Consider the following 17,735-nt stretch of genomic DNA (forward strand, 5'->3'; position numbering starts at 1 on the left):
ATTGTTGTTAGCGTTCCGGCCATGTCCACCTTGCAGAATCCTGGCTCTGACATCCCGAAACCGGAATACCCACGGCCCCAACTCCAGCGGCCGGATTGGCTCAACCTCAACGGCACCTGGCAGTTCGAGATCGATTCCGGCGACAGCGGCCTGCACCGCGGCCTCCTGGACCGTGACCTGACCGGCGAGATCACCGTCCCCTTCGCCCCCGAGACCGAGCTCTCCGGGATCGGCAACACCGACTATCTCGAGGTGGTCTGGTATCGCCGCAGCGTCGAGGTCCCCGCCGACTGGTCCGGTCGCCGGGTGCTGCTGCACTTCGGCGCCGTCGACCACGACACCACGGTCTGGGTCAACGGCCAGGAGGTCGGCCGGCACCGCGGTGGATTCAGCTCGTTCACCTTTGAGATCTCCGCTGCCCTTCGACAGGCTCAGGGCGCTACCGCGACGATCGTCGTACGGGCGCGGGACCCGCGGGAGGCGATCCAGGCGCGCGGCAAGCAGTCGCTGAATTTCTTCAACCAGGACTGCCACTACACCCGGACCACCGGCATCTGGCAGACCGTCTGGCTGGAGGCCGTACCGCAGGACTACATCAAGTCGCTGAAGATCACACCGCAACTGGCGTCCAACTCGTTCCTGGTCGAGACCGCACTCTCGGCCAACCGGACCAACAGCTCTGTCAAGATCACCATCAGCGATCAGGACGGCACCGTCGCCGAGCAGACCGTACGGGCCGATCTTGATCTTGCTCCGGTGACCCAGCTGAGCATGACGGCCGATCGCGTACGCCCCTGGTCGCCCGAGGATCCGCATCTCTACGACGTCGTCGTGGAGTTGGTCTCCGGTGATGACTCCGTCGACCGGGTGACCAGCTACGCCGGCCTGCGGTCGGTGTCCCTGGACGGCAAGCAGATCAAGATCAACGGCAAGCCGGTCTTCCAGCGGCTGGTGCTCGACCAGGGCTACTGGCCCGAGTCCCTGATGACCTCGCCCAGTGACGCCGCGCTGGTCCGTGACATCGAGCTGTCACTGGCGGCCGGCTTCAACGGCGCCCGGCTGCACCAGAAGGTCTTCGAGGAGCGGTTCTACTACCACGCCGATCGGCTGGGCTATCTGGTCTGGGGCGAATTCGGCGACTGGGGTGTCGGCGGCTACGGCCCGGTCGAAGATCATCAGCAGCCGACCCAGTCGGTGATCACCCAGTGGCTGGAGGTCGTCTCCCGTGACTACAACCATCCGTCGCTGATCGGCTGGTGCCCGACGAACGAGACCTGGCAGCCGCTCATGGACAAGATCACTGTCCTCGACGACGTCACCCGCGGCATGTTCCTGGCCACCAAGGCCGCCGACCACAGCCGACCGGTGCTGGATGCCAGCGGCTACTCCCACCGGGTGCCCGAGACCGACGTCTACGACAGCCACGACTACGAGCAGGAACCTGACAAGTTCGCCGCCAACCAGGCCGGGCTGGCGCAGGACAAGCCGTACACCAACGACTGGAACGGCCGGACGATCTCACTCCCCTACACCGGCCAGCCGTACTTCGTCTCGGAGTTCGGCGGCATCTGGTGGAATCCGGACCGGACGAATGTCCAGGGCACCGATCGCAACGAATCGTGGGGCTACGGTGACCGGGTCGTCGACGAGGAGGGCTTCCAGGAGCGGTTCGCCGGCCTGACCGCCGCGCTGCTCGACGATCCGAACATGTTCGGCTACTGCTACACCCAGCTGACCGACGTCTTCCAGGAGGAGAACGGCATCTACCGCTTCGACCGCTCGGAGAAGCTCGACGTCTCGCGGGTCCGCGCGGCCCAGCTGCGGCCCGCCGCCTACGAGAAGTAGTCACAGAACAGCAAAACCGCTCCCGGGTCGGGACGGCTGCAGTCCACACTGGCTGCATGTCGTCCCGGCCCGTTGCTGTCGCCGCCCTGCTGGCCGCCGCCACGGTGCTGGCCGGTTGCACGGGGACGACGATCAAGGACTCACCCGGACCGGCGTGGAGCGCGGTGCAGTTGCCCGCAGGCGTACGGCCGACCGCCCTCGCCGCCGACCAGGACCTGATCATCGGCGGTCGCCGGGGAGCCGGACCCTGGCTGGCCACCCTGGACGGACATCACGCGGTGCACCCGGTGCACCTCGGCATGAACTCCCCCTACTCTGAGATCGCCGAATTCGTCTCGATCGCCGCCTATCACGGCAGAATCGCCGCGCTCGGCAATGTGCACGGCGGCGCCCACGGCAACTCCCGGTGGACCGTGTGGACCGGCGACACGAGCACGATCACGGAATATCCGCAGACACTGGAGACCTTCGGCGGTGTCAACGGCGGTGACCTCGAAGCCGTTGTCACCAACAAGAACGGCCCGTTGATCACCGGCAGCTACCGGTTCGGTGACTCGGGCCTGGACGGCGGCATCTGGGTCCCCGACCGCAAGCCGGTGGGCAGCCACTGGGCGCAGCCCGATCCGACCGGCACCGATCTGGACACGACGCGTACGACGCTGGTGTCGGTCCAGGCCGCTGCCGCCGACGCCGAGCACGTGGTGTTGGCCGGATCGACCACCCACCTCGACAGCCGGGTGCATCAGGTGGCCTCGGTCTGGGTCCGGCCCGACCAGAAGCGGTGGCACCGGATCGAGCTGCCCGGGGCGGGTAACCGCAGCGAAGCACTGAGCATCGCCTGCTGGACCGGTACCGGGCAGACCACCGACTGCCTGGTCGCCGGGACCTCGGACGGCCGCCTCGCCGCCTGGACGGTGTCCGGCAGCCACGTCGCCCGGATCAACGGACTGCCCGAGGTCCGCGTCGTCCAGGACGGTGCCCGGCCGGCTGCCATCGGTCGTCCCGGCCTCCGCGCGATCGCCTACGACGGCGACGCCGACACCGGACTGCTCTACGAGTCCGCCGGCCGCTGGCTACGGGGCGTCGGTCCGCACGGCAAGCCGATGAGCGGGGTCGCGCAAGGGCAACAGGCCTACGTCATCACCCAGGCCGGAGACCGCCGCACCCTGAGCCGTACGACGCTGCCGGCGGCATAGATCGCGCCGAACAAACAGCACTGCACAGATATCTGCTGTTTACAGATGCAATGCGGCTGTAACGCGGGCGGGGCTACTGTCCGATCATGGCTGACCTGTTCGACTCCTACGAACTCGCCGGGAGTTGGGACGAGACCTTCGCGTCCGCAGATTCGCCCCGCCCGTCGTACGAGTCGATCCTGACCGCGCTGCAGCCGTTGGGTGCCGCCGAGCTCCAGCCGCGCGTCGACGCGCTGGCCCGGACCTTCATGAATCGCGGCGTCACCTTCGCCTACGACGGGCAGGAGCGGCCCTTCCCGACCGACATCGTGCCGCGGGTGATCGACGCCGACGAGTGGGATCTGATCGACCGCGGCGTCCAGCAGCGGGTGCGGACGCTGGAGGCGTTCCTGGCCGATGTCTACGGCCCCGGCCAGGTCCTGGCGGACGGCATCGTGCCGCGCGAGGTGGTGCTGACGTCCAACCACTTCCACCGCGAGAGCTTCGGCATCGAACCACCCAATGGCGTACGGATCCACGTCTCCGGCATCGACCTGATCCGCGACACCGAGGGCACCTTCCGAGTGCTGGAGGACAACGTCCGGATCCCCAGCGGGGTCAGCTATGTGATCGAGAATCGGCACGCACTCACCCAGGTGCTGCCGGAGGCGTTCGCCAGTTCGCGGGTGCGGCCGGTCTCCGACTACGCCAACCGGCTGCACGCCGCCCTGCGGGCCGCAGCTCCCTACGGCGTCGACGACCCGACCATCGTCGTGCTCACACCGGGCGTGCACAACTCCGCCTATTTCGAGCATGCTCTGCTGGCCCGGCAGATGGGCGTCGAGCTGGTCGAGGGCCGCGATCTCTTCTGTGCCGGCAACCGGGTCTTCATGCCCACCACGGCCGGCGAACGACCGGTGCACGTGATCTACCGCCGGGTCGACGACGAATACCTGGATCCGGTGCAGTTCATGCCCGGGTCGGTGCTCGGCTGCCTCGGGCTGGTCAACGCGGCCCGCGCTGGGCACGTGGTGCTGGCGAATGCGATCGGCAACGGCGTGGCCGATGACAAGTTGATCTACAGCTACGTGCCGGATCTGATCCGCTACTACACCGGCGAGGAACCGATCCTGCCCAATGTCGAGACCTATCGGCTCGGTGATCCGGACGCCCGCGAGTACGTCCTGGACCGGCTTGATCAACTCGTGCTGAAGCCGGTCGACGGCTCGGGCGGCAAGGGTCTGGTGATCGGTCCGCAGGCGGACGAGCGCACCCTGGACGTGCTGCGCCGCAAGGTGATCGCCGATCCACGGGCCTGGATCGCCCAGCCGGTGATCTCGATGTCGACGGTGCCGACCTTCGTCGGCGACGCCTTCCAGCCACGTCATGTTGATCTTCGTCCGTTCGCGGTCAACGACGGGGAGAAGGTCTGGGTGCTGCCGGGCGGGCTGACTCGGGTCGCTCTCGGCGAGGGGCAGCTGGTGGTCAACTCCAGTCGCGGTGGTGGGTCGAAGGACACCTGGGTGCTGGCGGCCGGCGAGGAGCGTACGGTCTCGGTTGATCTTGGTGATCTTTCCGAGGCGGCCGCCGAGCACCCGACTCTGCCGGAGCTGTCCGACGGCGACGTCGAGGCCCTTCGACAAGCTCAGGGATCGTGGGGCCAGGCCCAGGGATCGTGGGGGCAGGCCCGGGATTCGTGGGTACAGGCCAACGGAACATTCGATTCGATGGACGACGAGTTCGCGCCGCGGGACTTCGGCCCGGCCGGGTCGTCGTCGGCCCAGCAGCAACAGCAACAGTGACCGAGCGAGGGGAAACCATGGATGCGCCGTTGCACAGCGGATTGCTTCGCCGGATCGCCGAGTCGGTGTTCTGGATCGGCCGCTATCTCGAGCGGTCCGACGTCACGGCCCGCACCCTCGACGTGCACCTGCGGCTGCTGGTCGAGGATCCGTGGGCCGAGGAGAATGCCGCCTGCCGGTCACTGCTGGGGATCATGGGCATCGAGGTGCCCGACGGCGAGCCGATCGGCAGCGTCGGCGTTCTTGATCAACTCGCCTACTCCCCTGCCGCGACCTCGATCAACGGTGCGATCACCGCGGCCCGGGAGAATGCCCGCGGTGCCCGGGAGATCCTGTCCAGCGAATTCTGGTCCAGCCTCAATACCACCTGGCTGACCCTGCCGGAGGTACGCCGCAGGTCGGAGATCCTCGGCTCGCACGTCTTCTTCTCCTGGGTCCGCGAGCAGACCGCAACCCTGGCCGGCATCGTCGACCTGACGATGAGCCGCGACGACGCCTGGCGGCTGCTGGTGCTCGGCCGCAACCTCGAACGGGTCGACATGACCGCCCGGCTGCTGATGACCAGGGCACTGCCCGGTGCTCCCGGCCGAGGCCAGCCGTCCTGGATGGCGTTGCTGCTGTCCTGCGGCGCCAACGAGGCCTTCCTGCGCAGCTACCGGGCCGAGGTCGAAGAGGCGTCGGTGATCGAGTTTCTGTTGCTGGACAGGCTTTTCCCGCGCTCGGTGTTCTCCGCATTGTCGACCGCGGAGGAATGTCTGGCGGAGCTGGATCCCGAGCAGACCCGGGTCGGCGTGCACGATTTCGCCCGCCGCCGGCTGGGCCGGACGCGTACGCTGCTGGAGTATCGCAGCACCGAGGATCTGCTCTCCAACCTGCCCGGACTGCTGCGTGATCTTGAGCGGACCTGCTCCGAGGTCAGTGATGCGGTGGCCAGCCGCTTCTTCCAGGCAGCGCGGGCGATGGCCTGGGCGCAGGAAGGAGCCTGATGGCGACCGAAGTCACCGAGGAGCACATCGCGACGACGCACCGGCTGCGGATCCGGCACGAGACCTCCTTCGAATACGACAACGAGGTCACCGCCTCCTACAACGAGGTCCGGATGACACCGGTGTCCGACCAGCACCAGACCACTCTGCACAGCAGGCTGGATATCCGGCCGTCCGCGGCCGTCTTCCGCTATCGCGACTATTGGGGCACGGAGGCGGCCGCCTTCGACATCAACGTGCCGCACCGCGAGCTGCACGTGATCGCGACCAGCCTGATCGACACCTGGGAGTATCCGGCCTTCAGACCGGGCGGCTGGCAACGGCTCTCGGACCCGGCGAACCGGGACCGGCTGACCGAATACCTGCGGCACACACCCCGTACGGAGCCCAACGACGAGTTGGCCGGCCTGGTGGGCGACATCGTCCGCGGCGACACCCCAGACGAGGCGGCACTGGCCACCAGCCGGTTCGTCCATGATCAGATCGAGTACGTCCCCGGAGCGACCGGCGTGCACACCTCAGTGACCGATGTCTGGTCGGAGCACAAGGGCGTCTGCCAGGACATCGCGCACCTGACCATCGCCATGCTGCGCACCGCCGGGATCCCGGCCCGCTATGTCTCCGGCTATCTGCATCCCAAGGCCGAGGCCAACACCGGCGAACCGGTGATCGGTCAGAGCCACGCCTGGGTGGAGTGGTGGGACGGCGGCTGGCATGCCTACGACCCCACCAACGCCATCCCCGCCGGCCCGGAGCACGTGGTCGTCGCCCGCGGCCGGGAGTACGCCGATGTCGCCCCCTTCAAGGGCCTCTTCTCCGGCAACGCGTCGAGCAAACTGGACGTCTCTGTGGAGATCACCCTGCTCTCCTGACTCGCTCCCGGTCCAATGCCAGCTCGGTCCAATCCCAAGCCGGTCCCGTCCCAGGGGCGCCCTCGCTTCACTTCCATCCCAGCCCCAAGGACCTCGCTTCCCCGACATGCCTTCGCTTCGCGGGCAACGGAAGCGGACGCACGGACGGGAAGCGAGGCCGGTACGACGGGAAGCGAGGAGATGCCCACCTCGCGCGGCTGGAGCTCGCCGGGATGCCCTGGAGGTCGCCTCGACCATCTGAGCGGAGCGGACTTGATCATCGGCCTTGACACGGCAGCGGCATCCTGGTTCGCTTTCGGATGGACCAGTTAGAACGTTTCAACCTCACCTCGAAGGACGGACTTCCAATGGCGGAAGTAGCAGCCGACCCGCTGGTCGGCGCAACTGTGATCGCAGCCGACGACGAGTACGGCACCGCACCACTGCTGCGGAAAGAATTCGATCTTGCCGCCGACCACGGCGACCTGGTCTCGGCGACCCTGACGGCGACAGCACTCGGCGTCGTCGATCTGGAGATCAGCGGACAGCCGATCGCCCCGGACGTCTTGACCCCGGGCTGGAGCAGTTACGAGTGGCGGATCCGCTACCGCAGCTATGACGTCACAGCGCTGCTGCCCGCCGCGGGCGGAAAGGCGGCGATCGGGGCGTCACTGGGCAACGGCTGGTATCGCGGCCGGATCGGCTTCACCGGCGGCATCGCCCTGTACGGCGACGAGCTCGGCCTGGTCGCGCGGCTCGACCTGACGTACGCCGACGATCACGTCCAGACGATCGTCACCGACGACAGCTGGAAGTCCGGGCCCTCGACCACCACCGACAACCAGATCTACGACGGGCAGACCATCGACGCCCGCCGGGCTCAGCCGGGCTGGTCCTGCCCAGGCTTCGACGACAACTCCTGGACCGGCGTGCGCGCCCTCGATTTCGATCCTGGTCGGTTGACTGCGCCGATCGGCCCGCCGGTGATCCGGCACGAGTCGATCAAGCCGGTCGCGATCCTGACCTCGCCGTCGGGCAAGACCTTGATCGACTTCGGCCAGAATCTCGTTGGCTGGTTGCGATTCACCGTCTCGGGGCAGCCGGGCGACGAGATTGTGATCACGCATGCTGAAGTGTTGGAGAACGGTGAGCTCGGCACTCGCCCGCTACGGACGGCCAAGCAGACCGACCGCTTCATCCTCTCCGGGGGCGAGGACTTCTTCGAACCGACCAAGACCTTCCACGGATTCCGCTACGTGGAGGTGACCGGCTGGCCGGGCGAGTTGACGCCGGACTCGCTCGAGGCCGTCGTGGTCTCCTCCGACCTGCGCCGGATCGGGACCTTCGAGTGCTCCGACGAACTGGTCAACCAGCTGCATCGCAACGTGATCTGGGGCCAGCGCGGCAACTTCTTGGACGTGCCGACCGACTGCCCGCAGCGCGACGAGCGGCTCGGCTGGACCGGAGACATCGCCGCTTTCGCGCCCACGGCGGCGTACAACTTCGACGTCAAGGACTTCCTGGCCGACTGGCTTCGTGATCTTGCCGAGGAACAGCTGCACGCCGGCGGCCGGGTGCCGTTCGTGGCTCCGGACGTGCTCAAGCTCCGGCCCCGCGAAGGCGAGATCGAGCACAACCAGCCGGTCACCGCACTCTGGGGCGACGCGGCGGTCTGGGTGCCCTGGACGCTCTACGAGGCCTACGGTGATCAACAGATCCTGACCGATCAGTACGAATCGATGGTCGAGCACGCCCGAGCGATCGAGAGGTCGCTGTCGGACAACGGACTCTGGGACACCGGCTTCCAGTTCGCCGACTGGCTCGATCCGGACGCCCCGCCGGAGGCCGCCGGCGATGCCAAGGCCGACAAGGGCGTGGTGGCAACAGCCTGCGCCTACCGTACGGCCGTGCTGGTGGCGTGGACCGCCGAGCTGCTCGGACATCCAGCCGACCATGATCATTTCGCGAAGCTGGCGGACGACCTGAAGGCAGCCTTCAACAAGGAGTACGTCGACGATCACGGCATCATCACCAGCGACTGCGCGACCGTCTACGCCCTGGCCATCCACTTCGATCTGATCGACGAGGCCAAGCGGGAGTTCGCCGGCAACCGACTCGCCGAGCTGGCCGAGAAGGCGGGCTACCGGGTCTCGACCGGATTCGCCGGTACGCCGTTCGTCTGCTGGGCGCTCAGCGAGACCGGGCACCTCGACACCGCATACAAGCTGCTGCTGGAGAAGGAGAATCCGAGCTGGCTCTACCCCGTCACGATGGGCGCCACAACGATCTGGGAACGCTGGGACTCGATGCTCCCCGACGGCAGCATCAATCCGGGCGAGATGACCAGCTTCAACCACTATGCGCTCGGCGCGGTGGCCGACTGGCTGCACAAGGTCGTGGTCGGCATCGACGCTGCCGAGCCCGGCTACTCCCGGATCCGGATCGCGCCGCAACCCGGCGGCGGGCTCACCTCTGCCAGCGGCACGATCTGCACCCCACACGGCGAGGTCCGCAGCTCCTGGACCGTGGACGGCGGCGAGTTCGCTCTGGACGTGACCGTGCCGAACGACTGCTCGGCCGAGGTCGTGCTGCCGGGTCAACCGGCGGAGACGGTCAGCTCGGGTCACCATCACTTCACCGCCCAGCTCACCTGATCAGGGCCTCACTGCCGGATCGGGCCCGCAAATTCTCCGAATTTCCCACGCGCGACCCGCTGATCAAGTTGAATGTTCTGTATCAGACAAGGCCGTTTCGCTGAGACGGTCACGAGCTCGCCGGGACCGGCGACCTCAGTCGTCCCGGTCGACACGGCTCCTGGCAGGGCTGGCTGGCGATCGGGATGGGCGCCGCGTTTCGGGAACCTCGGTCGCACGACCCTGTTTTTTCCCGTGTCGGTGCCGCGTGGGCCCGCTGGCCGTTGTACTGACCGCAACCAGTACCGGCTCGCGGGCCTATCGTTTTGTCCGGGGATGTGATCGCTACCGGGTCGCCGCTGCCAGGATCCCGATCACGATCAGCGCGACGGCGCCGACCGCGAACACCAGGACGATGATCCACGACGGCGGCGCCACGACTGCCGGTTTCGGCTCCATCGACCTGGCCACCGTCGCGCCGTAGACGGCATGCACCTGACCCTGCTTGGGACGGAAGATCCGTCGGTGCCAGCGGCCGACCCTGCTGTCGATGATCTCGCGCAGCCAGCGAGCGGCGTCGGAGTTCGTGTCGAGCTTGCTCAGGATGTCGGCCTCCTGCTGGGCGCGGGCGTGATCGGTGCTCTCGGCGATCACGGTCCAGACGCCGGTGATGACCGCGGCGATCACGACAGATGCGGCACCGATGAATGCGACGAGCATGATCGCCTACTCCGATCCTGGCCTGCCACCGGCTGTCCTCGCCATGTGACGGGTACGGGGCAGGCTCATCCCGAACAGTAGCCGCAGGTCCTGACCGGGGTGACAGGCTTCACCTGGCCGGAGACTGCTCCGGCTCGGTGGCCGCCAGGCTGGCCAGCAGATTCAGCGCGTCGGCACTGGAACTGCCCGGGGCAGCGGTGTAGATGACGAGGATCAGCCCGGGCTGGGAGGTCAGTTCGGCCGATTCGAAGTTGAGGTCGAGGTCGCCGACCACCGGGTGGTGCAGCTTCTTCGTACCGGCCCGGTGAGTGCGGACGTTGTGCTGGGCCCAGTTCCGGCGGAACACCTCGCTCTGCGTCGACAGCTCGCCGATCAGTTCCTGCAGCGATCTGTCGTACGGAGCATGGGCCGCCTCCTGGCGGAGGAAACCGGCGGTGTCCTCGGCGACCCGCTCCCACTCGCGGTAGAACCCGGGGGCGGCCGGATCGAGAAAGACGAAGCGGGCGCTGTTCGCCGGATGCGGCTGGTGTTCGAGCATCGGGGCGTGCAGGGCGCGCGCCAACCGGTTGGTGGCCAGGAAGTCGTGCCGGCTGTTGCGCACCCAGGCCGGTGCGTCCGTGATCGCGTCGAGGACCTGTTGGACGACCGGACGCAGCTTGGGTGAGGCGGTCCGCGAACGCGGTCCCGGCGCGGGTGACTGGCGGGCCAGGTCGTACAGGTACTCCCGTTCGACGTCGTCGAGCTGCAGGGCGCGGGCAAGCGACTCCAGCACGGAGTCGGAGGCACCGGAGAGATTCCCGCGCTCCAGGCGTACGTAGTAGTCGACGCTGACGCCCGCCAGCATCGCGACCTCCTCGCGCCGCAGGCCCTTCACCCGGCGATGCCCGCCGTAAGCAGGCAGCCCGGCCTGTTCGGGGGTGACCCGGGCGCGGCGACCGGAGAGGAATTCGCGCACGTCGTCGACGTGACTCATACCGCCGAACCTACGTCGCCGACCAAGCCACGAGGCAGGTACTGGCGTTACCCGGAACACCTGTCACTCCTGCGAACGCCGACGGGGAGTAAGGGTGGAACCCATGAGAGCGACCTACCTGTTCGGCGCCGGGGACATTCGCGTGATGGATGCCCCGGACCCGATGATCGTCGAACCGACCGATGCGATCGTCCGCGTCACCCGCGCCTGCATCTGCGGTTCCGACCTGCATCCGTACCACTCCCAACCGGCCGGCACGGAGGGCAAGACGATCGGCCACGAGCTGATCGGCGTCGTCGAGGAGATCGGCGCGGAGGTCGTGACCGTGCGGCCGGGCGACTTCGTGATCTCGCCCTTCGTCTTCTCCGACGGCACCTGCCCCTTCTGCCGGGAAGGACTCCAGACCTCGTGCGAACACGGCGGCTTCTGGAATTCGGCCCGTCTCGGCACGGGCGGTGCGCAGGCCGAGGCGGCACGCATCCCGCTGGCCGACGGAACGCTGGTGAAGGTGCCCGGCACCGTGGACGAATCCCTGTACGCGGGCCTGCTCACGCTTTCCGACGTCTACGGCACCGGCTGGCACGCCGCACTGCGGGCCGGTGTGACGACCGGCGACACGGTGGCGGTGATCGGCGACGGCGCTGTCGGCCTGCTCGCCGTGCTGTCGGCCAAGCAGCTCGGCGCGGAGCAGATCATCCTGATGGGTCGCCACCGGGTGCGTACGGACCTCGGCTGTGAGTTCGGAGCCACCGATGTCGTGGCCGAACGGGGCGAGGAAGGGATCGCCAGGGTCATGGACCTGACCGGTGGACAAGGAGTTCCCAGGGTGCTCGAGGCGGTCGGGCACCTGCCGGCATACGAGCAGGCCGTGGGCATCGTCCGTCCCGGCGGGGTGATCGCACGGGTCGGCGTGCCGCAGTACGACCAGGCCGAGCTCGGTTGGCCTGTCTTCGGCAAGAACGCCACCATCACCGGCGGACCGGCCCCGGTGCGCGCCTACATCGAGCAACTCCTGCCCGCCGTGCTCGACGGGACCGTCAAGCCGGGCCGGGTCTTCGACCGGGAGCTCGGCCTGGAGGACATCCCAGCCGGCTACGCGGCGATGAACGACCGCACCGCGCTGAAGGTGATGATCCGACCGTGAGAGGAACAGCGATGAACCAGCCCGATCCCAACACCGATATCAGCCTCACCCTGAACAACGGCGTCGACATGCCTGCCCTGGGCTTCGGCGTCTTCCAGAGCCCGCCCGACGAGACGACCGCCGCGGTGCGGACCGCGTTGGAGGTCGGCTACCGCCACATCGACACCGCCGCTGCGTACGCCAACGAGCGCGAGGTCGGCGAGGGCATCCGCCGCTCGGGCGTCGAGCGCGACGCCATCTTCATCGAGACGAAGGTCTGGGTGTCCGACTACGGCTACGACCAGACCCTGCACGCCTTCGACAAGGCCATCGGAAAGCTCGGCGTCGAGACCCTCGACCTGCTGATCCTGCACCAACCCGCACCCGACCGCTTCGAGAAGACCCTGGAGGCGTACCGGGCGCTCGAGACGCTGCTGGCCGACGGCAGGGTGCGGGCGATCGGGGTCAGCAACTTCATGCGCCACCACCTCGACCGGCTGCTGGCCGAGCGGACTGTGGTCCCGGCGGTGAACCAGATCGAGTTGCATCCCTACTTCACCCAGCCGGACGTCCAGCGGTCGGATGCGGAGCACGACATTCTCACCCAGGCCTGGTCCCCGATCGGTGGGATCACCTTCTACCCGGGCTACGGCGACGAACGGGTCAGCGTGATGGACGATCCGTTGCTCCGTGAGCTGGCCACCGAGCACTCCAGGACGCCGGCCCAGGTGATGTTGCGCTGGCACCTGCAACGGGGCCGCTCGGCGATCCCGAAGTCGACCAACGCGGGGCGCATCGCGGAGAACTTCGACGTCTTCGACTTCGCCCTGTCCGACGATGATCTTGCCCGCATCGACGCGCTCGACCGTGGCGTACGCAACGGGCCCGATCCCGACGTGCCGCGTCCGGAGATGTTCGCCCGCGTCATTCCCGAGGCCTGACCGGCATTGCCGAACGGAAGGAAGATCATGATCATCGAACCCAAGACCCCGACCGGCAAAGGGCCGGCGGGGTGGTTCACCGGCGACGTCTGGCTGGACGTCATCGCGACGCCGAAAGCCGACGGCCAACGTGCCAACCTCAACCGGGTCCGCTTCACCCCGGGAGCCCGTACGGCCTGGCACTCGCACGACCTCGGTCAGACCCTGCACATCACCGAGGGCGTCGCACTGCTCGGTACCCGGGACGGGACGGTGATCATCGCCCGACCGGGCGAGACCATCTACACGCCGCCCGGCGAGGAGCACTGGCACGGCGCGACGCCCACCGACTTCATGGAGCACCTGGCCGTCTACGACACCTCGAGCGAGCCGCCGCTGGGCGCCAACTGGCTCGAGCAGGTCAGCGACGAGGACTACAACCGCCGCTGAGAGGCTCGCTGCCGACCGGGGTCGGATCACCGCGTGCTGCGCCGGGCGATCCGGCGGTCGCGGCGGTTGGGCGTACGCAACCGGACGCGTCCGGCGCCGATGGCGCCGTGGACCAGCACCAGCGGCTTGCCGGGATCGGGTTCGCTCGGCACCTTCACCGAAGCACTGCCCCAGCCGATCGACAACCGGTCAACGTCCGCCGACCAGCCGGTCGGCAGGACCAGCAGCCGCGCGGTATTCGTCCACTGCCTCCCCCGTACGGCCAACAGCAGGGCGCGGTCTTCGTCGATCTCGGTCTGGTCCCTGCTCACCGACGTCCCGCCTCGCCGGCCTCGTAGGCGAGGATCACCAGCTGTGCGCGGTCGCGGACGCCCGTCTTGATCATCGCCCGGGCGACGTGCGTCCGAGCGGTTGCCTGGGAGATCACCAGATCCCGGGCGATCTCGTCATTGGACAGACCTTTCGCCACCATCCGGAGCACCTCGAATTCGCGCGGAGTGAGCCCGGCGAGCCGGGTGCGGGCGGCGGGGTCGGCTCCCGGCCCGCGCAGCGCGCGATCGATGAGATGGCGGGTGGCGTTGGGGTCGAGCAACGACTGCCCCGCTGCGATGATCTCGACGGCCCGCCGGAGCTCGCCGGCGTCCGCATCCTTGCCGATAAAGCCGCTTGCGCCTGCCCGCAGGGCCCCGAACACATACTCCTCCAGACCGAACGTGGTGACGATCAACACCCGTACGGAGGCAAGCGCCGGCTCCGCGGTGATCATCGCGGTGGCCTCGATGCCGTCCAGCTTCGGCATCCGTACGTCCATCAGGAGCACGTCCGGTCGCTCCCGACGGGCGAGCCGGATCGCGTCCTGGCCATCGACAGCTTCACCGACGACGTCGAAACCGCCACGCTGCAACAAGGCCCGCAGTCCCTCGCGGACCATCTCCTGATCGTCGGCGATTCCGACCCGGACGGTCATGTCGCGGCTCCTCGCGGTGCGATCGGGATGCTCGCATGCACCCGGTAGCCGTACGAGGTCCGGCCCGCTTCGACGATGCCGCCGAGGGCGGCCGCGCGTTCCCTCATCCCGGCGATCCCCAACCCTTCCGGGCCAGGCATCCGGCTGCCGTCGTCGAGAATCTCGAGACTCAGAGAATCCTCGTCCGTGCTGATGTTGCAGGTCAGTCGTCCTCCACCGGAGTGCCGTACGACGTTGGTGACGGCCTCCTGCACGATTCGTGCCGCCGTCAGTTCAGTGACGGGACCGAGCCGGCCGCGTACGGGTTCGATGTCCTCTGTGACCTGGAAACCGGCCGCTCGGGCATCGTCGAGGACCCGGCCGATCAACTCGAGGGTCGGCTGCGGCTGCTCGGGACGTCCGTCGTCGCGCAACTGCAGCAGGGAGTGCCGCAGTTGCGGGGTGGCAGCCCGGGCAAGATCACGAACGCGTCGGACGGCCGACCTGGCGATCTCGGGATCGTCGTCGATCGCATCGAGGGCGAGATTCGACTGGACCGTGATCGCGGCGACCGTGTGGGCGAGCACATCGTGGATGTCGCGGGCGATCTCGGCCCGCGTCTCGGCGGCCTGCGCGGCGTGTTCGGCCGCGGTCTGTCGTGCCGAGACGGTCACGACCGCGCCGATCACCGCGATCGTGATCATGCCCAGCATCGGGCTCAGGACCGCCCAGTCCAGCCAGGACACCGGATGCGGCGGCAGCGTCGGGATCACCGACCACACCGGTCCGACGGCCATGCCGACCGGCAGCGACCACGCAAGCCGACCTGCCTTCGGGATCGAGAACACCACGACCACCAATGCGAACGCCGGACCCTGTCCCGGATAGCCCAGCAGGTGGTAGCCGAGGCAGAGTGCCAGGATCACGACCGCGACCGGGACCGGCCACCGGGTCCGGGCGAAGAGCGTCGCTGAGGTCAGCAGGGCGACCAAGTATGCCCAGACCGGCGCCGGGGTCGGCTGGTCGAAGGTCGTCAACTCGGCGCTGACCGCGATGATCGCGAGCCCCATCGTGAAGAGCGGCACACCCCACCGGGTGAGCACTCGGCGTAATCCTGACGCGTACGCCGGTTGGTTCCCCTCGGTCACGGTTCGGCCTCGACTGCTGCCGGATCACGGTGCGCGAGCCGCGACGGCCACCAGAACCGGCGACCGACGTCGATCGCCAGCGCCGGTACCAGCAGGCTGCGCACCAGGAACGTGTCCAGGAGCACGCCGAACGCCACGATGAAGGCGATCTGCACCAGGAAGAGGATCGGGATCGTGGCCAGCGCGGCGAAGGTCGCCGCCAGCACGATGCCGGCGGAGGTAATCATCCCTCCGGTAGCGCGCAAGCCCGCCACGACACCGGTCCGATGCCCGAGGTGTCCGGTCTCCTCGCGGACTCGGGTCATCAGGAAGATGTTGTAGTCGACACCGAGTGCCACCAGGAAGACGAAGCCGAACAACGGCACCGACGGATCGGCGCCCGGGAAGCCGAAGATCGTGTTGAACGCCACCGCGGCCACGCCGAGCGTCGCCGCATAGGAGAGTGCCACGCTTGCGATCAACAACAGCGGAGCGACCAGGGAACGCAGCAACAGCGCCAGGATCACGAAGATCAACGCGAGCACGATCGGGATCACCGTCCGGAGATCGCGTTGCGCCGCCGTGTTGCTGTCCAGGTCGAGGGCCGAGGTGCCGCCGACGAGGACGGCGGGATCGACACGGGTGAGCCGGTCGCGCAGCGTGGTGACCGTGCTCTCCGCGGTCGCCGAGTCGGCCGGGACGGCCAGCGTCGCCTCGATCAGCACCCGGCCGTCGACGATCTTGGGTGACGCGCCGGCGTCGGGGCGACCGCCGGTGAAGGCAGCGGCCGACGACACATGGCGTACGCCCTCGGCCGCGGTGATCACGGCGGCCGACCGCGCCGCCGGCGCGATGATGATCACGGGGCTGCCGCTTCCGGCGTCGAAGTGGCGTGCAAGTTGCTGCTGCCCGGAAACCGACTCCGATGAGGTCAACAGCAGGTCGGTCTGCGGGACACCGGTCGCGCGGAGGCCGACGAGACCGGTCGCGAGCACGCCGAGCAGGACCGCCGTCAGCACCCACACGATGCGGGGCCGGCCGGCGACCAGGCCGCCGACAGCACCCCACAGCCGGCCGCCCGACGGAGCCGCCTCGGGATCCACTCGCAAGTGCGGGACGGCGGGCCAGAACGCCGCCCGCCCGACGAGGATGAGCATCGCGGGCAGCACCGAGACCGTCGCCAGGAAAGCAAAGGCGATCGCCGCGGCACCGACCGGGCCGAGACCTTTGTTGGAGTTGAGATCGGAGAAACCCAGGCACAGGACGGCAAGGATCACGGTGGCAGCCGAGGCGGCTATCGGCTCGATCGCCCGACGCCAGGCTTGGCGTACGGCCACCACGTGGCTCCGGTTCTGCAGCAGTGACTCGCGGTAGCGGGCCACGAACAACAGCGAGTAGTCGGTCGCGGCACCGATCGCGAGGATCGCCAGAATGCCGCGGCTCTGCCCGGTCACGATGATCCAACCGGCCTTGGCCATCGCGTATACGACCAGGATGCTGCCGGTCAGGGCGAAGGCGGAGGTCACCAGCACGATCACCGGCAGCAGCAGCGAGCGGTAGACGATCAGCAGGATCACGAAGACGGCCGCCAGCGCCACGATCAGCAGGACACCGTCGATGCCCGCGAACCCAGCGCCGAAGTCCGCGCTCAGCCCGGCCGGTCCGGTGACCCAGCTGTTCAGGCCGGTCACCTTGTGGGAGTCCAGCGTTGAGCGCATCGAGCCGACAACCGTGCCGGCATCGGCCGCGGCGTCCACGGACGCGACCAGCTGCAGCGCCGCCCCGTCTTTGGAGGGGATGGGGCCTTGGACGGTGCCGACGCCCGGAATCGAATCCAGCCGCTTCGCCAGGGACGCGACCGCGCCGGGATCCGTCGGCTCGAGGCCGCCCGTGCGGACGAACAGGACGGTCGCCGGAATGCTGTCGCTGCCGAAGAACGACTTCTCCAGGCCCTGCACCTTCGTCGATTCGGCGCTGGCCGGTAGGTACGACGCCTGGTCGTTGTTCGTGACGTTGGAGATCGTGCCGAAGGTCGGGCCGCCGAATGACGCAACGACGACCCAGGCCACGAAGACCAATGCTGCTGCGACGACGGGCAGAGCGCGCCGCGAGCGGCGGTGAGCGATCGGGTCCATGCTTCGATCCTGCAGCGAAGAGCCCGTCCGCGCATCAGCACAGCGTTGA

At 68.1% G+C, this 17,735-nt stretch carries 15 protein-coding genes; 9 read left to right on the forward strand and 6 right to left on the reverse strand.

Translation table 11 applies throughout. From position 1 onward, the window contains the following. The first annotated feature begins 21 nt into the window (after positions 1 to 21). The 6 genes from IEY07_RS08775 to IEY07_RS08800 all read left to right on the forward strand — a co-directional run bounded on the left by IEY07_RS08775 (position 22) and on the right by IEY07_RS08800 (position 9,313). The gene (locus tag IEY07_RS08775; protein ID WP_188894799.1) at positions 22 to 1,845 is read left to right on the forward strand and encodes a glycoside hydrolase family 2 protein; all 1,824 of its coding nucleotides are present in this window, start codon (positions 22 to 24) and stop codon (positions 1,843 to 1,845) included. A 56-nt stretch (positions 1,846 to 1,901) separates the two neighbouring features. Next, entirely contained in the window at positions 1,902 to 3,041 is a 1,140-nt protein-coding gene (locus IEY07_RS08780) for a hypothetical protein (protein ID WP_188894800.1), read from the forward strand. An 86-nt stretch (positions 3,042 to 3,127) separates the two neighbouring features. Beyond that, positions 3,128 to 4,822: a circularly permuted type 2 ATP-grasp protein gene (locus IEY07_RS08785; protein ID WP_188894801.1), complete on the forward strand. Its 1,695-nt coding sequence runs from the start codon at positions 3,128 to 3,130 to the stop codon at positions 4,820 to 4,822. Positions 4,823 to 4,839: 17 nt separating this feature from the next. Beyond that, positions 4,840 to 5,808 (forward strand): alpha-E domain-containing protein, encoded by a 969-nt coding sequence (locus IEY07_RS08790; protein ID WP_229669870.1) that lies wholly within the window; start codon positions 4,840 to 4,842, stop codon positions 5,806 to 5,808. Beyond that, positions 5,808 to 6,680: a transglutaminase family protein gene (locus tag IEY07_RS08795; RefSeq protein WP_188894802.1), complete on the forward strand. Its 873-nt coding sequence runs from the start codon at positions 5,808 to 5,810 to the stop codon at positions 6,678 to 6,680. Before IEY07_RS08790 ends, IEY07_RS08795 begins: the two co-directional genes overlap by 1 nt. A gap of 347 nt (positions 6,681 to 7,027) precedes the next feature. After that, positions 7,028 to 9,313 (forward strand): family 78 glycoside hydrolase catalytic domain, encoded by a 2,286-nt coding sequence (locus IEY07_RS08800; protein ID WP_188894803.1) that lies wholly within the window; start codon positions 7,028 to 7,030, stop codon positions 9,311 to 9,313. 324 nt (positions 9,314 to 9,637) lie between these two features. On the opposite strand, the gene IEY07_RS08805 is transcribed toward IEY07_RS08800, so the two are convergent. Then, the gene (locus tag IEY07_RS08805) at positions 9,638 to 10,012 is read right to left on the reverse strand and encodes a hypothetical protein (RefSeq protein ID WP_188894804.1); all 375 of its coding nucleotides are present in this window, start codon (positions 10,010 to 10,012) and stop codon (positions 9,638 to 9,640) included. A 109-nt stretch (positions 10,013 to 10,121) separates the two neighbouring features. Continuing rightward, a complete protein-coding gene (locus IEY07_RS08810; RefSeq protein ID WP_188894805.1) occupies positions 10,122 to 10,985 on the reverse strand; it encodes a helix-turn-helix transcriptional regulator in 864 nt (287 codons plus the stop codon). 103 nt (positions 10,986 to 11,088) lie between these two features. Here IEY07_RS08810 and IEY07_RS08815 point away from each other — a divergent pair, with 103 nt between their 5' ends. From IEY07_RS08815 to IEY07_RS08825, 3 genes are read left to right on the forward strand one after another with little or no spacing between them, the layout of a single operon-like run. Further along, entirely contained in the window at positions 11,089 to 12,129 is a 1,041-nt protein-coding gene (locus IEY07_RS08815) for a zinc-binding dehydrogenase (RefSeq protein ID WP_188894806.1), read from the forward strand. Positions 12,130 to 12,140: 11 nt separating this feature from the next. Continuing rightward, positions 12,141 to 13,049, forward strand: coding sequence for an aldo/keto reductase (locus tag IEY07_RS08820; RefSeq protein WP_188894807.1), 909 nt, complete (start codon positions 12,141 to 12,143; stop codon positions 13,047 to 13,049). A 27-nt stretch (positions 13,050 to 13,076) separates the two neighbouring features. Next, positions 13,077 to 13,478 (forward strand): (R)-mandelonitrile lyase, encoded by a 402-nt coding sequence (locus IEY07_RS08825; protein ID WP_188894808.1) that lies wholly within the window; start codon positions 13,077 to 13,079, stop codon positions 13,476 to 13,478. 26 nt (positions 13,479 to 13,504) lie between these two features. Here the strand turns inward: IEY07_RS08825 and IEY07_RS08830 are convergent, their stop codons facing one another. Genes IEY07_RS08830 through IEY07_RS08845 form a run of 4 tightly spaced genes read right to left on the reverse strand, consistent with a single transcriptional unit; the run spans position 13,505 to position 17,686 of the window. Then, a complete protein-coding gene (locus tag IEY07_RS08830) occupies positions 13,505 to 13,789 on the reverse strand; it encodes a hypothetical protein (RefSeq protein ID WP_188894809.1) in 285 nt (94 codons plus the stop codon). Then, positions 13,786 to 14,445 carry a response regulator transcription factor gene (locus IEY07_RS08835; protein WP_188894810.1) on the reverse strand — a complete coding sequence of 220 codons (660 nt, stop codon included), beginning with the start codon at positions 14,443 to 14,445 and terminating at the stop codon, positions 13,786 to 13,788. Before IEY07_RS08835 ends, IEY07_RS08830 begins: the two co-directional genes overlap by 4 nt. Continuing rightward, positions 14,442 to 15,572 (reverse strand): sensor histidine kinase, encoded by a 1,131-nt coding sequence (locus tag IEY07_RS08840; protein WP_188894811.1) that lies wholly within the window; start codon positions 15,570 to 15,572, stop codon positions 14,442 to 14,444. The genes IEY07_RS08835 and IEY07_RS08840 overlap by 4 nt, the downstream gene beginning before the upstream one ends. Beyond that, positions 15,569 to 17,686, reverse strand: coding sequence for an MMPL family transporter (locus IEY07_RS08845; protein WP_188894812.1), 2,118 nt, complete (start codon positions 17,684 to 17,686; stop codon positions 15,569 to 15,571). Before IEY07_RS08845 ends, IEY07_RS08840 begins: the two co-directional genes overlap by 4 nt. Positions 17,687 to 17,735 lie beyond the last annotated feature (49 nt).

Source organism: Microlunatus endophyticus (genome assembly GCF_014646195.1).
Taxonomy (GTDB): domain Bacteria; phylum Actinomycetota; class Actinomycetes; order Propionibacteriales; family Propionibacteriaceae; genus Microlunatus; species Microlunatus endophyticus.